13 protein-coding genes are annotated in these 16,647 nt (G+C 67.5%); all 13 read left to right on the forward strand.

All coding sequences use genetic code 11. The features are described from left to right. The first annotated feature begins 68 nt into the window (after window positions 1-68). The 13 genes from K228_RS0102700 (at window position 69) to K228_RS0102760 (ending at window position 16,637) form a co-directional block, all read left to right on the forward strand. Window positions 69-1,211 carry an acyl-CoA dehydrogenase family protein gene (locus K228_RS0102700; protein WP_025617014.1) on the forward strand — a complete coding sequence of 381 codons (1,143 nt, stop codon included), beginning with the start codon at window positions 69-71 and terminating at the stop codon, window positions 1,209-1,211. A 25-nt stretch (window positions 1,212-1,236) separates the two neighbouring features. After that, entirely contained in the window at window positions 1,237-2,544 is a 1,308-nt protein-coding gene (locus K228_RS0102705) for an aspartate aminotransferase family protein (protein ID WP_025617015.1), read from the forward strand. After that, window positions 2,541-3,038 carry a type II toxin-antitoxin system RatA family toxin gene (locus K228_RS0102710; RefSeq protein WP_025617016.1) on the forward strand — a complete coding sequence of 166 codons (498 nt, stop codon included), beginning with the start codon at window positions 2,541-2,543 and terminating at the stop codon, window positions 3,036-3,038. The genes K228_RS0102705 and K228_RS0102710 overlap by 4 nt, the downstream gene beginning before the upstream one ends. Window positions 3,039-3,042: 4 nt before the next feature. Beyond that, a complete protein-coding gene (locus K228_RS0102715; RefSeq protein ID WP_025617017.1) occupies window positions 3,043-3,540 on the forward strand; it encodes a hypothetical protein in 498 nt (165 codons plus the stop codon). A gap of 116 nt (window positions 3,541-3,656) precedes the next feature. Next, entirely contained in the window at window positions 3,657-4,208 is a 552-nt protein-coding gene (locus tag K228_RS0102720; protein ID WP_281171547.1) for a flavin reductase family protein, read from the forward strand. Beyond that, a complete protein-coding gene (locus tag K228_RS0102725) occupies window positions 4,205-5,182 on the forward strand; it encodes a ferritin family protein (RefSeq protein WP_025617019.1) in 978 nt (325 codons plus the stop codon). The genes K228_RS0102720 and K228_RS0102725 overlap by 4 nt, the downstream gene beginning before the upstream one ends. Window positions 5,183-5,208: 26 nt before the next feature. Next, entirely contained in the window at window positions 5,209-6,237 is a 1,029-nt protein-coding gene (locus K228_RS0102730) for a beta-ketoacyl-ACP synthase III (protein WP_050580934.1), read from the forward strand. A gap of 26 nt (window positions 6,238-6,263) precedes the next feature. Next, on the forward strand, window positions 6,264-6,494 hold the full coding sequence (locus K228_RS0102735) for an acyl carrier protein (protein ID WP_025617021.1): 231 nt from the start codon (window positions 6,264-6,266) through the stop codon (window positions 6,492-6,494). Beyond that, on the forward strand, window positions 6,494-7,714 hold the full coding sequence (locus tag K228_RS0102740; RefSeq protein WP_025617022.1) for a beta-ketoacyl-[acyl-carrier-protein] synthase family protein: 1,221 nt from the start codon (window positions 6,494-6,496) through the stop codon (window positions 7,712-7,714). Before K228_RS0102735 ends, K228_RS0102740 begins: the two co-directional genes overlap by 1 nt. Then, entirely contained in the window at window positions 7,711-9,204 is a 1,494-nt protein-coding gene (locus tag K228_RS0102745; RefSeq protein ID WP_025617023.1) for an acyl-CoA carboxylase subunit beta, read from the forward strand. The genes K228_RS0102740 and K228_RS0102745 overlap by 4 nt, the downstream gene beginning before the upstream one ends. 95 nt (window positions 9,205-9,299) lie before the next feature. Next, a complete protein-coding gene (locus K228_RS0102750; protein ID WP_025617024.1) occupies window positions 9,300-10,406 on the forward strand; it encodes a fatty acid desaturase family protein in 1,107 nt (368 codons plus the stop codon). A 121-nt stretch (window positions 10,407-10,527) separates the two neighbouring features. Beyond that, complete coding sequence (locus K228_RS0102755) at window positions 10,528-10,866, forward strand: acyl carrier protein (protein ID WP_025617025.1); 339 nt, start codon at window positions 10,528-10,530, stop codon at window positions 10,864-10,866. Beyond that, a complete protein-coding gene (locus tag K228_RS0102760; protein WP_025617026.1) occupies window positions 10,863-16,637 on the forward strand; it encodes a type I polyketide synthase in 5,775 nt (1,924 codons plus the stop codon). Before K228_RS0102755 ends, K228_RS0102760 begins: the two co-directional genes overlap by 4 nt. Window positions 16,638-16,647 lie beyond the last annotated feature (10 nt).

The following is a 16,647-nucleotide window of genomic DNA, read 5'->3' on the forward strand; positions in this document are numbered from 1 at the left end:
GGCATCGCCCGGTCCCTTCCCTGCCGCCGCTCAGTCCCTGCTGCCGCATCATCCGGAGGTAACCGACCATGCGCTCCCTTGACGTCGCCCGCGCAACCTGCGAGACACATCATCCCGGCCTTTGCGCGTCGCTGGCCGCCACACCGCTGGCCGAGCACGAGTCCCCGCAGAGCAGCTCAATCAAGACGTTCCGCGCACACGGCGGCGCCGGGCTGCTTGTGCCGGCGGAGGCCGGCGGCGTCGGTGCGAATGCTCTGGACGCGGTACGGGTCGCCCGGGCCGTCTCCTCGTACGCGCCGTCCCTCGGCGCGGCAGTAACCATGCACCACTTCACCGCGGCCATGCTGTTCACCCTGGCCGAAACCGCCGGGCGGCTGACCCCGCAGCAGGTCGCATTGCTGCATCGGGTGGCTCCGGAGGGGCTGCTGATGGCTTCGGGCTGGGCCGAGGGCAAGCCGAACGCGAACATACTCACGCCGAGTGTGACGGCACGTCCGGCACCGGACGGCGGCTATCTGATCAGTGGCAGCAAGAAACCGTGCAGCCTGTCAGCCTCGATGGATCTGCTGACCGCCAGTGTCGCCCTTCCTGAGGCCGACGGTGGATCGACGTTGGCGGTTCTGCTTATTCCCGCCGACACCCCTGGCATCTCGGTGAGCCCCTTCTGGGGAACGTCCGTGCTGCCCGCCGCCGAGAGCGACGAGGTCCGGCTTGATGACGTTCACGTGCCGGACGAATTGGTTATTCGGACCGTGCCGGATGACCCGCAGCGACTCGACGACCTGCAGAGCTCGGGCTTCGTGTGGTTCGAGATGATGATCACCTCAGTCTATCTCGGCGTGGTGAGTGCGTTGGTGGAGCAGGTCCTGGCCAGCGGTAAGGGCGCAGTGATGGAGCGGGCGGCGGTTGTCATCGGCCTGGAAGCGGCGATTGCCGGAGTGGAGGGTGTGGCCCGAGCGGTACTCGACGGGATCAATGGCGACGAGGCGGTCGCCGCCGTGCTGGTCGCCCGCTATGCCGCGCAGGAGGCGATCGGGCGGGCGGTGGACCTTGCGGTCGAGATGCTCGGTGGCCTGGCCTTTATCCGCTCCAGCGACATCGCCTACTTGGCATCCGCCGCCCGCCCGCTCGTCTTCCACCCGCCGTCGCGTACGAGTGCGGCCGAAGCGTTGCTCGACTACTTCGCCGGTCGACCGCTGGTGCTGTCCTGACCACGAGTACGAGAGGGACACAGCAATGACGATCACGACCAAGGTGCCGGCCCACAGCGCACCCGGCGAATCCAGCGCGGAGGAGCGCACCCTGCGGCTCTACCGGTCGCACCTGAGCAAGGGCCGAGCGACCCTGGCCGAACTGTTCGGCAGCCACATGGAGGTGGCATCGTCCGGCGCGTGGCTGACGACCAGCGACGGTGAGCGGTTCCTGAACTGCGGTGGGTACGGGGTGTTCATTATGGGGGCCCGGCACCCCATCGTGATGGAGGCCGTGCTCGACCAACTCCACCGGCATCCGATCGCAACGCGGATCCTGCTGGAGCCGACAGTTGCCACCGCGGCCGAGGCGATCGTCTCGGTGACACCGGAGGGCATGGACCGCGTGCACTTCGCGGTGTCGGGTGCCGAAGCGGTGGAGACCGGGCTCAAGTTGGCCCGCGCACACGGCAAGCGGCACATCGTTGCTGCTGACCGGGGCTATCACGGCAAGTCGCTCGGTGCCCTGTCCGCCAGTGGCAAGGAGGTCTACCGGAGGCCGTTCGAGCCGCTGCTGCCCCAGGTGTCTCGCGTGCCGTACGGCGATGTCGAGGCGCTGGAGCGGGAGTTGGCTCTCCGGCCGGGCGAAGCGTGCTTCATTGTTGAGCCGGTGCAGGGCGAGGGCGGAGTCGTCATTCCGCCCCCGGATTACCTGCGTCGTGCCGCGGGGCTGTGCCGAGACTACGACGCTTTTCTGATCTTCGATGAAGTGCAGACCGGCATGGGTCGGCTCGGGCATTGGTGGGGCGCCGATCTCGCCGGAGTGGAGCCGGATGTGCTGCTGGTCGGCAAGGCGCTCGGTGGGGGTGTCCTGCCCGTCTCCGCTGCCGTGGCCAGCCGCCGGGTGTTCGCACCCTTTGACAAGGATCCCTACCTGCACACCGGGACCTTCTCCGGCGCGCCGGTGCTGATGGCGGCGGTTCAGGGAGCGGTGCAGGCGATCAAGGAGGAGCGCCTGGTCACTCGAGCCATGGACTTAGGGCGCAGGCTCCTGCCCGAGATCGAACGGGTCGTTCTGCGGAACTGCGCCGACCTGGTTGTCGAGGTCCGGGGCGAGGGCCTGCTCATCGGGATCGAACTCATCGAGGGCGGCATCGCCGGTGAACTGCTCATCGAGTTGTTCAACCACGGCATTGTGGCCAACCACTCCATGAACGGCAGCGCCGTCGTCCGCTTCACCCCGCCGGCGATCCTGACCGACTCCGACGTGAACTTCCTCCTCGAATCGATCGACGGTGCCACCCGCGACCTCGTGGACAAGCGCGCCCGCATGCCGGAAGGCAGTCTGACATGAGAACCGTAAAGCTCGACGCCGGGATACCGGCGACCGCACCACACACGGTCTTCGACCAGATCCTGCGCTTCGAGCGCTACCCCGAGCTGGCGCCGCATGTCCAGTCGGCGACGGTCCATCAGACCGTACCCGAGCGGACCGGCCGATCAAGTTGGGAGCTGCACTTCCGCAGCGGGTTGCTGCGGTGGGAGGAGGAAGAACGGTTTCTGCGTGACGAGCTGCTCATTGAGTTCGCACAAACTGACGGGGATTTCGACAGGTTCAGCGGGAGCTGGCAGTTCAGCAGTCACCTGGACGGCACCGAACTGCAGTTCCGGGCCGAGTTCGACTTCGGCATTCCGAGCCTGGAGGGAATTTTGGACCCGATTGCCGAGCGGGTGATCCGCGAGACCGTCGCCTGGGTCGTGGTCGGTCTGTTCGACGGGGTTCGTATCTCGGACGGTGCCCTCAACGACATCGCCGCAGCGACATCCACTCGTGCTGACTGGAGGTAGTGACATGGATCAGAAGAATCCCTTCGAGACGCCCACCACTTTCCGGCTGCACCGCGCTGAATACGGCGTCGGTTTAGCGGTCAGCAGCGTACTGCTCGTCATGCACTGGGACGAGGTGCGCTGGCTGCCTGCCATCGCCCTGTTCCTCTACATCGACCTGATCGGCTACATCCCTGGTGCCATTGCCTTTCACCGGAGCAAGACCAAGCAGATATCCAAGGTCTACTACGTCCTGTACAACATCATGCATAGCATGATCACACAGGCCGCGGTGGTCGGTCTGTGGATGTACTTCATCGGACCGGAGTGGGCACTTCTGGTGATCCCCTTCCATCTCTTCGGAGATCGCGCGTTGTTCGGCAACTTCCTCAAGCCATTCGGCCTGCCGTTCGAGCCGGTCCCGCACCCCATGTACGGCAAAATGATCGAGTCGATCGTGGGGCAAGACACCGGAAGTCGGGCACCCGAAATGAACCCGGTGCCCGCCGGGTCGAGGCAGTGAATACCGTCGGGTTGGCTGCTCGCCGGTCGGCCGCGTCGGAGGATTCCGGCACGGGTGATCTTGCAGAAGTAGGTCGGTCGTCGGGAGGGGAACGGACGGCCACGCACCGCAGTGCTGTGCGCCGGATAGCGTCCGCTGTCGCCGTGTTGACCACCAGGACCAACCGGGGACCGCACGGTGTGACGGTCAGCTCGCTGAGCGCCCTCTCCCGAGAACCTCTGTTGGTCGGGATCTGCCTTCAGCGCCAGTCAGCGTCACTCGCCCTACTCAAGGAGAGCCGGACGTTTGCGGTCAGCGTGCTGACCGCGTCGCAGGCGGAGCCGGCCCGACGTTTCGCCGATCCCCAACGCCCCCGCGGCCGGGCGCAGTTCGACCTGGTCGATTGGGAGCCTGATCCCTACAGCGGTGCTCCGCTGATCGCCGACGCGCTGTCCTGGCTGAGCTGCCGGCTCGTGACCACCGCAGCAGCCGGGGACCATGAGCTGCTGCTGGCTGAGGTGGTCGAGGGTGTGGCCCGGGACGGCCATCCGCTGTTGAACTTTGGCGGCGCCATGGCTGCGGTGACAACCCTGGAGGCAGCGGCGCCTCCTGCGCATCGCGCTACCCCTGACTTGTCGACGGTAGCGGTTGACACACCACTCACGCGTTGTGAAGGAGAGTCCGGATGACCCGCACCGTCCCGCCGGAGGCGGACTGGAACGATGCTCCCACACTGCTCGACGGGGCCATGAATCTCGATCTCACCGAGGACCAGTGCGATCTCGCCTACTGGTTGAGCGCCGTCGCCCAGGGAACGTTGAAGGACCGTGCCGAGAAGGGCTACGCCCCAGCAGCTGAGACCCCCGCGCACATGCGAGAGCCAGGGCCCCTACGTGACGCGCTGATCATGGAACTCGGCTACCGATCCGTCGCGGAGGAGAAGGCGACGCGCATCCTGGCGCACTACGTCGCGCAGGCGCCGGGCTTGCCGGAGTTGGAGTTCTACACGACCCAACTGGTGGACGAGGCACGCCACTCGATGGTGTTCCGCAAGCACCTGACCGATCTCGGCATGGCGACGGACGGCCTCGCCCGGGCGGTGGCGGAGATGTCGGCCGACTACACCAAGGAGATTCTTGAACCGGTCGAGGAATTCGCCGTGCGTACCGTCCGGGACGAAGGCGACTTCATCGGTGGGGTGGCGATTTTCACGATCGTCATCGAGGGTGTGCTGGCGCCCGCGGCTGAGTTGAGTGAGCGAAAGTGGCATCGACTGGACCCAGCCGCCAGTGAGATCGCACGCGGCGCATCCATCGACGAGATACGACACCTCACCGTCGGTAGCTCAATCCTGCGCCGTCACCTCGTCGCGCACCCCGACTACCGGCCTCGGCTGCTCGACATCCTGCGCCGGGGGCGCCAGCTTTGGGACGACCTCCCGGAAGAGGCGTACGTGATGCGCCGGGAACACCTGTTCCAGGAGGGGATGGGGCAGCACCGTGACCTGCTCGACGACTACGAGGTCTGGCCGGGCCGGCGACTTCTCGACACGACCCCGGCCGAGCGTTACGCCACCGCCGAGCGGTGGACGGACGAGATGGCGGTGGTGCGCCTGAACTACATGGGCGTGCCGGAAGCGCTGCCGGTGCTGGGGCTCGCGTGAACGGCGCAACCGGGCGGGCCGCGGTGATGGCTGGTGTTGGTGCCTGGCTGCCGCCACGGGTCGTCACCAACGACGACCTGGCCCGTCATCTCGACACCTCCGACGAGTGGATTCGCAGCCGCACCGGGATCGCTCGGCGGCACCTGGTCGATCCGGGCACCGCCACCGCCATCCTCGCCACAGAGGCCGGTGTGATGGCACTCAAGTCCGCCGGTTGCGGCGACGTCGATTCCGTGATCGTCGCCACCACCACGCCGGAACGCCTCTGCCCGGCGACCGCCCCGCAGGTGGCTGCCCGACTCGGACTCGCCGGGATCGCCGCTCACGACGTGTCAGCGGTGTGCACCGGCTTTCTCTACGGGCTAGCCACCGCGGCGGGGCAGATCGCCACAGGTGTCGCTGAGCGCGTGCTGCTGATCGGGGCTGAAGCCTTTTCGACAATCATCAATCCAGCTGACAGAGAGACGGCCGTCATCTTCGGCGACGGTGCCGGTGCGGTGGTGCTGCGGGCCGGTGCTGCCGACGAACCCGGTGCTGTCGGTCCATGTGTCCTCGGTAGCGACGGGGACCTCAGCGACCTCATCATGGTTCCGGCGGGCGGCTCCGGCCAGCGAGCCAGTGGCCTGGCGGCCCACCCTGACGACTACTACTTCCAGATGCGTGGCCGCGACGTCTATCGGCACGCGGTCGAGCGGACCACGGAGGCCGCTGGTGCGGCCCTGGAGCGCGCCGGGTGGCGAGCCGAGGACGTCGACCGGCTTGTGCCCCACCAGGCGAACGCCCGAATCTGTGCAGCCATCGCGGAACGACTCGGCATTCCACCGGAACGGCAGGCATCCAACATCGAGCGGGTGGGTAACACCGCTGCCGCGTCAATCCCGCTACTGCTGACCGAGGACAGCGCCAGAGGGCGGCTCGTACGCGGCGACCGCGTGCTGCTGGCCGCGTTCGGCGGCGGACTGACCTGGGGAGCCGCCACGCTCACCTGGCCCGAGCTCGGAACCGTCGCCAGCAACATGCCCGGACTGGGCGACCAACCCGTAGGTGTCGGCTGACCGTCGACTCACGTGAGGAGAAACCAATGTTCGACCGACTGCGCGACGTCATGGTCCGGAAGTTCCAGCTCGAGGCGCCTGAGGTGGTGCTCGACGCGACACTCAAGGACCTCGAGTTGGACTCGCTGGACGTCGTCGAGCTGAGCCTTGCGATCGAGAAGGAACTCGGCGTGTCTGTCTCCGACGACGAACTGTTGCAGGCGGCCGACATTCGGTCGGTCGTCGCGCTGCTCGAGAACCGAACCGCGAGGGTTTGATGCGATCAGGAGATGTGGCGGTCACCGGCCTGGGCATGGTCACCCCGGCCGGTATCGGTACCGATGACACTTGGGCGCGAGTCTGCGCGGGAGAATCGACCACACGGCACGATCCGGTGCTCGCGGGACTGGCGGTGGACATCTCGTGTCGTGTTCCGGACTCGCGAGAGGCGCCGTTGCTGCCACCGCGTCGGGCCCGACGAATGGATCGCTTCGTTCAATTCGCGGTGGTAGCCGCCAGGGAGGCGGTTAGCGATGCGAGGTTGGACCCGTCGACGTGGGACGGAACGCGGGTCGGCGTGGTCCTCGGGTGCGCCGACGGCGGCCCGGCGACGGTGGAGCAGGAGCACCAGGTGCTCATCAGGGAGGGGCCTGGTCAGGTCTCGTCGCTTCTGCTGCCTATGCAACTGCCCAACATGGTGGCGGGTCAGGTCTCCATCGACCTGGGGGCGACCGGGCCGAGCCTGGCGGTCGCCACCGCGTGCGCCTCCGGGACGTCGGCGATTGCCTTGGCACGTGATCTGCTGTTGCTCGGCCGGTGTGATGTGGTGGTTACCGGGGGAGCGGAGGCGATGGTGACGCCGCTGGTGATGGCCGGATTCGCGCAGATGGGAGTGCTGTCCCGGCGCTGCACCGAACCGGCCGCTGCCTGCCGTCCCTTCGACACCACCCGCGACGGCTTTGTGGCTGGTGAGGGCGCTGGCATCCTGATCCTCGAGCGAGCGGAAGACGCTGTGGCTCGGGGGGTGCGGGGGCGGGCTCGGATCGCGGGCACGGGCGCGAGTGCCGACGCCCACCATGTGACGGCACCCGACGTTGCGGGACGGGGCGCCGAAGCCGCCCTGCGATCCGCCCTTACCGAGGCCGGAGTGGGCGCTGATGAGATCGATCACGTCAACGCCCACGGCACTGCCACTCCAATGAACGATCTGGTGGAGTCACGGATGCTGCGGCGGGTCCTGGGACCCGACCCGCTGGTGACTTCCACGAAGGGCGTGACCGGGCATCTGTTCGGAGCCGCCGGGGCGATCGAAGCGGCCTTCGCCGTGCTCGCCATCGAGCATGGCCTCGTGCCACCGACTGCCAATCTCGACGATCTCGATCCGGAGGTGGAAATCGACGTTGCCAGGAAGGCGACACCACGCCGGGTCGACCTCGCGGTCAGCATGTCGCTGGGCTTCGGCGGGCAGAACGCCGCGGTGCTGGTGAGTCGATCATGACGATCTCGACGACCGCACGCACCGAACAGCCGATGGCTTCCCCCGCGGCGCTGTCGGTGCCCGGAGAGACCGGGGGGCCGGCCCGGCGCCGGTTGGATCTGCTGGCCGACCGAGGATCGTTGGTAGAGCTCGGCAGCGGTGCCCGACATCGGGTGAGTGCCTTCAATATGCAGTCCCGCCGCCCCGCCGGTGACGGTGTGGTCACCGCTCTGGCCCGGGTCGACCAACGCCCGGTAGCGCTGTTCGCCCAGGATTCCACTGTCCTCGGCGGATCTCTCGGCGAGACGCACGCAGCCAAGATTGTGCGGATCATGGAGTGGGCGGGCCGGTCGCGAATGCCTGTGGTCGGGCTGGTCGACTCGGGTGGTGCGCGGATCCAGGAGGGCGTCGGCGCGCTCGACGGGTACGGCGCCATTTTTCGGGCCAACGTGCGCCACTCCGGACGGGTGCCACAGATCAGCGTGATCCTCGGTCCGTGCGCGGGAGGCGCGGCCTATTCTCCCGCGTTGACCGACATCGTTATCATGAGGCGCGACAACGCGCACATGTTTCTCACCGGTCCGGCGGTCGTCAAGGCCGTGACGCGCGAGGACGTGTCGGCCGCGGAACTCGGTGGGAGTGCCGTGCACTCACGCCGGTCCGGAACCGTGCACCTCGTGGCGGACGACGACGTCGAAGCGCTAAGCATGGTCGCCCAGGTGCTGTCGTATCTGCCGAGCTCGTGTTGGGACGACCTGCCGCTGGCCGTGCCCGCGCTTCCGCAGGATATGCCCGAGATCCCGAGCAACCATCGGGTGGCCTACGACGTGCGCCGGGTGGTCCGTGGGATTGTTGACCGGGACAGCTTCCTGGAACTCCAGTCCGCCTTCGCCCGGAACCTGGTCACCGGGTTCGCCCGCCTGAACGGCTGTCCGGTGGGCGTCGTCGCTAACCAACCGTCGGTGTTGGCGGGAACTCTGGACCTGCGCAGCTCTGAGAAGGGCGCCCGCTTCGTGCGGCTCTGTGATGCTTTCGGGCTGCCACTCATCACATTCGTGGACACCCCCGGCTTCCTGCCCGGCACCGCGCAGGAGGAGGGCGGGGCCATCCGCAGGGGCGCCAAGCTGTTGTACGCCTTCGCGGAGGCGACCGTGCCTCGGCTGACGGTGGTGCTGCGCAAGGCATTCGGCGGGGCGTACATCGTGATGAACTCCAGGTCCCTCGGCGCGGACGCAGTTCTCGCCTGGCCGGGCGCGGAACTCGCGGTGATGGGTGCGGAGGGAGCCGTAGACATCATCCATCGTCGCGACCTGGCCCAGGAGCCGCATCGCCGCGACGAACTCATCGATGGGTATCGGGCGCAGGCGATGTCGGCCGAGCTATCGGCCGAGCGGATGTCCGTAGACGAGATCGTCCGGCCCGAGCAGACCCGGTCGTTGCTCGTCGGCGCTCTGGACGCGCTCAGGGGCGCTCGGCGGCCGACGTTCCGACACGACAACCTGCCGCAGTAGCCCGGCAACCGGCCATCTGTCAGGCGCTGGTCAGGCACCAATCAGCGGCGCGGCGCACGCTCCGAGCAGCACGCGTCCATGAAGGAGGTTGAGCTATGCAGGCGAGACAATCGCTGTCCGAAGGCCCGGTGACGCCGCGCAGTGGCCTCGTCGGCATCGACCCGGCCCGAGCATCGGCCGGAGACGTGGGTCACCACTTCGCCGAGCTGGCCAAAGAGGTCCGGGCGGCGGGCCTGTTGGACCTGGCACCCAGGCGCTACTACTTGCGGTTGGCCCTTAACGCCGGCTTGTTCGCTGCCGGACTGGCAGCCTTCTTTCTCGTCGGCGACAGCTGGTGGCAACTGGCAGTAGCCGCCTGGTTGGGCTTGAGTTGCGCGCAGAGCGCGTTCATGTGGCACGACGCAGGGCACAAGGCCATGTTCCGGGGAACATGGGCGACGGCGATGGGGCTCATCCACGCTAACCTGTTAAACGGGGTCAGCTATGGGTGGTGGGTCAACCACCATAACCGTCACCACAGTTTTCCCAACAACATCGACCTCGATCCGGACATCGGTCGGCGGACGGCGATCTTCACCATGTCGCAGTACGCAAGGCGCACCCGGTGGCAACGCTTCGTCGTCCGCCACCAGCATGTGCTCTTCTTCGTGCTGCTCGTGCTCGAAGGTTACAAGATGCGTCGGACCTCGCTGATTGCACTGTTTCGCAGCCAGCTTCGTCGCCCGGTCGTGGAGGGGCTGCTCATCCTCGCCAACATGACGATCTACCTCGGCGCCGTCTTCCTGGTCCTGAGCCCAGTAAGAGCCATCGCCTTCCTGATAGTCCAACATATGGTGCTGGGTGTCTATTTTGGGCTCATCTTCGCACCTAACCACAAGGGTATGGAGGTCCGCGACGGAGCCGAGTCCCTAGACTGGCTGGAGCGTCAGGTTCTCACCTCGCGCAACATCCGACCCTCGCCTCTGGTCGACTTTCTGTACGGCGGGCTTAACTACCAGGTGGAACACCATCTGTTCCCGACTATGCCGCGCATGAATCTCCCACACTGCCGACCTATCGTGCAGGAATTTTGCACCCGCCGAGGGATCCCGTACCGGGAGGTCGGATTGATCGAGTCCTACCAGGAGGTTGCCTCCTTCCTGCACGAGGTCAGCGAACCCGCGCGCCGGGGCATGACGACCGTCACCACGCCGACCGTCTGATTCCAGCCCCGCGGTTGAGGGCGGATTTTCGCCGTCGAATCGCGCGGTCTGATCCATCAGCGTGTCACCGCGAGGAATATATCGGTGGCCAGCGGCGCCGAACGACGAAGAGGTGAGTCAGATGACCGAAGCACTGCCCCTCGCCGGACAGTTGCCATCCATGCCGTTGTCCGAGCGCCGAGACGTGATCGAGGACCTGGTGCTCAGCGAGTTCAAAGCCTCCCTGCTAATGGGTGAGGACGAGGACCTCCCACTCGAGAGCGGCTTTTTCGACCTCGGGCTGACGTCGTTGCGGCTGATCGAGTTGCGCCGACGGATAGAGGAGCGAATCGGACTGGAGATCGACACCACCGTGTTGTTCAGTCAGCCCTCCATTGAACAACTGGTGAACCACTTGGTCCGGTCGGCACACGATGGACGCGGCGACGCTGTGGCCGAAGCGGAAGAGGACGTCCAATGACGGACCTGGTGGACCAGCCGGTCGACAGCCTCGATCAGCTGTTGGCGGAGAAGTACGAGCCAATCGCCGTCGTCGGTGTCGGTCTCCGATTTCCGGGCGGATGTGAGTCGTTCGACGACTTTGACACGTTCCTGCGGGAGGGGCGTTCCGGTATCTCGCCGATGCCCGCCGACCGCTGGGATGTCGCTGCGTTTACCCCTAGCGCGCCGGGTGAGCGCGGCAAGATCCATGCTACCGGGGGTGGCTTCCTGGACAACGTCGACCGATTCGACGCGGGCTTTTTCAACATTTCACCCAAGGAAGCGCAGTACATCGATCCCCAGCAGCGGATGGTGCTGGAAACGGCATGGCAGGCGTTGGAACACGCGAACGTGGATCCAGCGCCGCTGCGGCGCGGCAACGGCGGCGTCTATATCGGGGCCAGCTCAATCGACTACGCCCTCGAGATCAGCGAGCTTCCCTACACCGAGCTAGACGGACACCTCGCCGCTGGGATCACCATGTTTCCGTTGTCCGGACGACTCTCGTACTTCCTGGGGTGGCGCGGGCCAAGTATCAGCGTTGACACCGCCTGCTCCTCCTCACTGGCAGCCCTGCACCTCGCCGCCGAAGGACTCCGCCGCAGGGAATGCGACATCGCTTTGTGCGGCGGGGTCAACGCACTGCATCACCCTCGGATCCCCGTCATCTTCTCGCACGGGCAGATGCTCGCGCCGGACGGACAATGCAAGACTTTCGACGACTCCGCCGACGGCTACGTCCGCGCCGAGGGCTGTGGTGTGGTGGTCCTCAAGCGCCTCTCCACCGCGAAGGCCGACGGCGACCGGATCCTTTCTGTCATTCGGGGCAGTGCGGTCGGCCAGGATGGGGACAGCGCGGGTCTCACCGTGCCGAACGGCGCCGCGCAGGAGCTGGTCATCCGCAACGCGCTCGCGGCCGCCCGGCTCTCGCCAGGAGACATCCAGTACGTCGAAGCGCACGGCACCGGCACGCCGCTCGGCGATCCGATCGAGCTCGGCGCCATCAGCAACGTGTTCTCACAATCGCATACCCACGACACGCCTCTACTGGTCGGCTCCGTCAAGACCAACCTCGGTCACATGGAGCCGGCGTCCGGGATCGTTGGCTTGATCAAGGTTATCCTCCAACTCCGCTCCGGCGTTATCTACCCGCACCTCAATCTGCGGTCGCGCTCCCGGCGCATCCCGTGGGACACCTACGCGATCGACGTTCCCGTCGAATGCCGGCCCTGGGAAGCTCCAGTACGCCGTGGGGTGGTTAACAGCATCGGTCTCGCCGGCACGATCGCCGCCGTGGTACTGGAACAGGCACCAGCCGACCTGGCCCCACCCGACGCGCCGGGCGATCCGGACACCGAGCGCGGACACCTGTTTACCCTTTCCGCGAAGGGTGCGGTCGCGCTACGCGGGCAGGCCGAGGCGTATCAACGCTTCCTCGCCGACAGCCCCGGCGTGGATGTGGGATCGCTCTGCTACACCACCAATGTCGGGCGCAGTCACCACAGCCACCGGCTGGCTGCCGTCGTGCGCGACCACTCCGACCTGGCCGGGCTACTCAGCACCGCCACCGCCACCGACTCCGAAGCGTCGGCGCCGACGCCGATTCGCAAGGTAGCCTTCCTGTTCAGCGGGCAGGGCTCGCAGTATGCCGGTATGGGTGCCGGCCTCTACCGGCGATTCCCGCTGTTTCGGCAGTGCGTGGACGAATGCGACGGGCTTTTCGCCGCCACTCTCGGTCGCTCGGTGCGGTCGCTGTTGCTTGAGGACCCGGCTGCACCATCCGATATCGACCAAACCTGGCTGACCCAGCCCGCACTGTTCACCCTAGAGCTAGCTCTAGCCCGGTTGTGGATGTCGTGGGGGATACGGCCGAATGTGGTCATCGGCCATAGCATCGGCGAGGTGGTAGCCGCCGCCCTCGCAGGGGTGTTCTCGCTGGCCGACGCGGTGACGCTGGTCAGCGCCCGAGGCCGGTTGATGCAGTCAGTTACCGAGCCCGGGGCCATGGTGGCTGTGCACGCCGCGGCCGACGTTGTGCGACCGATGCTCGCCGATCGGCCGGCGTTGGCGCTGGCCGCGGTGAACGCACCCGGGCAATGCGTCGTCTCCGGCGCCGCCGAGGAACTGGACGATGTCGTCACAATCCTCGGCGGGCAGGGCATTCGCGTGGACCGCCTCGCCGTCTCCCACGCCTTCCACTCCCCGCTCATGCGCGAGGTGTACGACGACTTTCGGTCCGTGCTAGCTTCTATCACGTTCCGCGACCCCACCATCACGCTCGTGTCGAACGTCAGTGGCGCGGTGGCCAGACCGGCGGAGGTTTCCACTCCCGAATACTGGGTCCGGCATATCGGAGAGCCGGTGTCCTTCCTTGACGGCATGCAGGCCGTCGCCCGGCGTGGCCGACATGCCATGCTCGAAATCGGGCCGTCCGGGACGCTGACGGCGCTCGCGCGCCAGTGTGTGGCGGCCGACGACCACCGGTGGTTCGTGAGCCTGCGCCGGCGCGACCGCAGCTCCGAGGTGACGATGTCGACGCTGGCCGCGCTCTACGTCGCTGGGCTTTCCGTGTCCTGGTCGGGCTACCACTCAGGTCGGTCTCGGCAGACCGTGGCGTTGCCCACCTACCGGTTCCAGCGGAAGCGGTACTGGCTGCCGAGGGGTGCCTCATCAGAGGCCCGGTCGAACGCGTCGACCGCCGAGCACCACCCCCTGCTGGGCCGGGAGGTGTCGACCCCCCACGGTCGGGAGTTCGTGGCCGAGTACAGCATCGCCGGTCCGGCACCCCTCGGTGACCACGTCGTCGACAACGCCGCGGTGGTGCCGGCCGCCGCCGTCGTCGAGCTGCTGCTGGCCGTTCAGGACGAGGTGTTCGGCCATACCGGAGGTGTTGTCCGCGATCTGCGGATCGACACCCCACCCGTTCTCACCGACGAACCGACCCTGCTGCGAACCCACCTGGAGCCGGTATCGGCCGGCACAGTGCGGGTGCGGGTGACCGGTGGCACTGCAGAGGACGCGGTGACCTGTGCGACAGCGGTCCTGGTCGAGACCCCGGAGGGTGCGGAGGGGGCGCTGCCGGGCAGCGTGGCGATGGCCGCCGCGCTGGCCCTGGCTGCCCCAGAGGGAGTGGCGGACGACGACCGCGACCACGACGCCGTCTATCTCGACCTGGCTTCGGTAGGTTGCTCCCCAGGCCCACGCCTACGGCTGCTGCAGCGGGCGGCCCGATACGGCAACACGGTCGTCGCCGAGGTGGCCAACCGCAGGGCGTTGCTCGGCGAACACCTCCCTGTCGACGTGCTGGAATGTGCCATGCAGGCGGTCGCGGTGATCCACCCGGCCGGTCCGGGGCTCACCCCAGTGTCGGTCGGCAGCGTCCGCTTGATTCGCCGGCCGCGCGGTGAACGAGTCCGAGTGCGGGCGTTACTGTGTCCGCCGGCTGACGCCCGCGACATCGGGCAGGTGGACCTGCTGCTGTTCGACGGCGACAAGCCGGTGGCCGAGCTACTGGCGGTCCGGCTGGCCCGGCCGGATCGCCCACGGCCCTTCGTCCACCGCGTCGAGTGGCTCCGCGAGACGGGCGACAGCGCCGATCGCGCCAGCGCCCGACACGTTCTGGTCGTGCAGGCGGACGCCGCCACGGGTGGCGATCTGGTGAGATCGGCGCCCGACGGCCTGGCCGTGAGTCTGGTGCCCGATCAGGGGGAACTGCCCGACAAACTGGCTGATTCGTCGGTGACCGACATCGCCTGGTTCTGGCGCGGAAGAGGGGACGGCTCGCCCCAGCAGCGGCTCGCCGCCGAGTCCGAGGACAACTACTGGAGTCTGTTGACGCTCGTGCAGACGCTGCAGGCATATGCCGGCCAGCCCGCGCCGCGGCTCTGGCTGATCACCTCGGGTGCCCAACAGGTTCCCGGAGATGTGCCGGATGGTACGGACGCCCTCACCGGAGCCACGATGTGGGGATTTGGCCCAGTGCTGTTGGCCGAGTACCCCCAGTACCGGCCAACGCTGGTCGACATAGCCGGACCGGCCGACCTCGCTGCGCTTGCTCGGGAATGGGCGAGCGCCCGACCCGACGAGTTCCACATCGCCTTCCGGCACGGTCGGCGGCACGTACGGCGAATGCTGCCCGGCGAGGGCACCGCACCGTCGCCGGAGAACTACGAGGTACAGCGCCACGGACGGGCCGTGGATCTGGTGCCTGTCACCGATCCCCGCCCGGAGCCAGCGGAGATCCAGGTGCGGGTCGCGGCGGTGGGACCGGTACGCGGTGACGGCACGGGCAGCGCTTGCGCGGGCGTGGTCGTGGCCAGTGGCTCCGACGCGGGTTTCACCACCGGAGACGCGGTCGTCGTCGCGTACCCCGGTCAGCCGCGGCGAATCATCACCACGCCGGCAGCATCGGCGGTCGGGGTGCCGGGGACCGCCCATCTGGCCGGCGCGGCCGCCGCGGTCGCTTCCGCCCTGGCTGCCGGCACAGACGCGCGGCAGGCCGTGGCTGGGCTCACCGACAACACCGACGTCACCGGGTACGGTCTCGCCGAAGCCGCCGAGGCGTTGACAGAGCTGGATCGGGGCGCCGCTGCAGGCACCGTGCTGATCCATCTCGACGACAGCGTCCCGCCGGGTCCGGCCGGTTCCGCCGTCACGCGCGCCGCGCCGCGACGACTTCGGCCGGACCACTGCTACGTGGTGACCGGTGGCCTGGGCGGCCTGGGCCTGGTGACCGCGCGCAAGCTGGTCGACCACGGCGCACGCCATCTGGTGCTGGTCAGTCGATCCGGCCGGGCGGTCCCCGAGGCCCAGGCCGTTCTCGACCAGCTGCGCGGGCGCGCCGAGGTGGAGCTGTTCGCCGCCGACGTCGCCCAGCCAGCCGACATCGCCAGGCTCGTCGATCACCTGCGTGTCGGAGGTCGACCAGTCGGCGGCTTCATTCATGCCGCCGGGGCGATTAGCAAGGAGCTGGTCGCGAGACTCGACTGGGCGGCGATCGACGAGCAGTTCGGCCCCAACGTGTATGGCGCCCGGCTGCTGCACGAGGCGAGCCTGGCCTTCCCCGAGCACCACATCTTCGTGCTGTACTCCTCGATCGCCGCAGTGGTCGGCGGCGCGACCCAGGCCCACTACGCCGCAGCGAACGCGTACCTCGACGCCCTCGCCCGGTGGCGCGTCGGGCTGGGGCTGCCGGGCCTGAGCATCAATTGGGGTGTCTGGGCCCAGGTCGGCATGTCCGCCCGGCTTGACGAGCAGCTCAAGCGAAAGATTGACGGTCGCGGGATCCACTTCTTCTCACCGTCGCGGGCACTGGCCACGCTGGCCGACCTGTGGGCCCAGCCGGTCGCCCACCGGGTGGTGGGTAGTTTCGACTGGGATCGGATCGCGTCCGCTCACCCGGCCGGGAACGCTCTCTACGACCGCCTCGTCACCGCCCGTGCTGATAATTCGGCGACCTCGGCCCTGCACCAGCGCCTGGTCGAACTAAACACGGACCGGCCCGCCCTGATCCGTACAGCGGTTCGGGAGCGGGTCGCCCGGGCGCTGCACCTGGAGTCGCCGGACGAGCTTGACCCGAACACCGAGTTCATCTCCCTCGGTCTCAACTCACTGATGGCAGTCGAGCTCAAGAGCGGACTGGAGGCCGACCTACGGATCGCGCTACCGGCTTCTCTCACCTTCGACCACCCCTCACCCGAGCAACTCGCCGAATTCCTCATTCGTCGGTTCGTTGCCGAACATGCCCACTGACCCACATACC

The sequence above is a fragment of the Salinispora cortesiana genome, from assembly GCF_000484695.1.
Classification (GTDB): domain Bacteria; phylum Actinomycetota; class Actinomycetes; order Mycobacteriales; family Micromonosporaceae; genus Micromonospora; species Micromonospora cortesiana.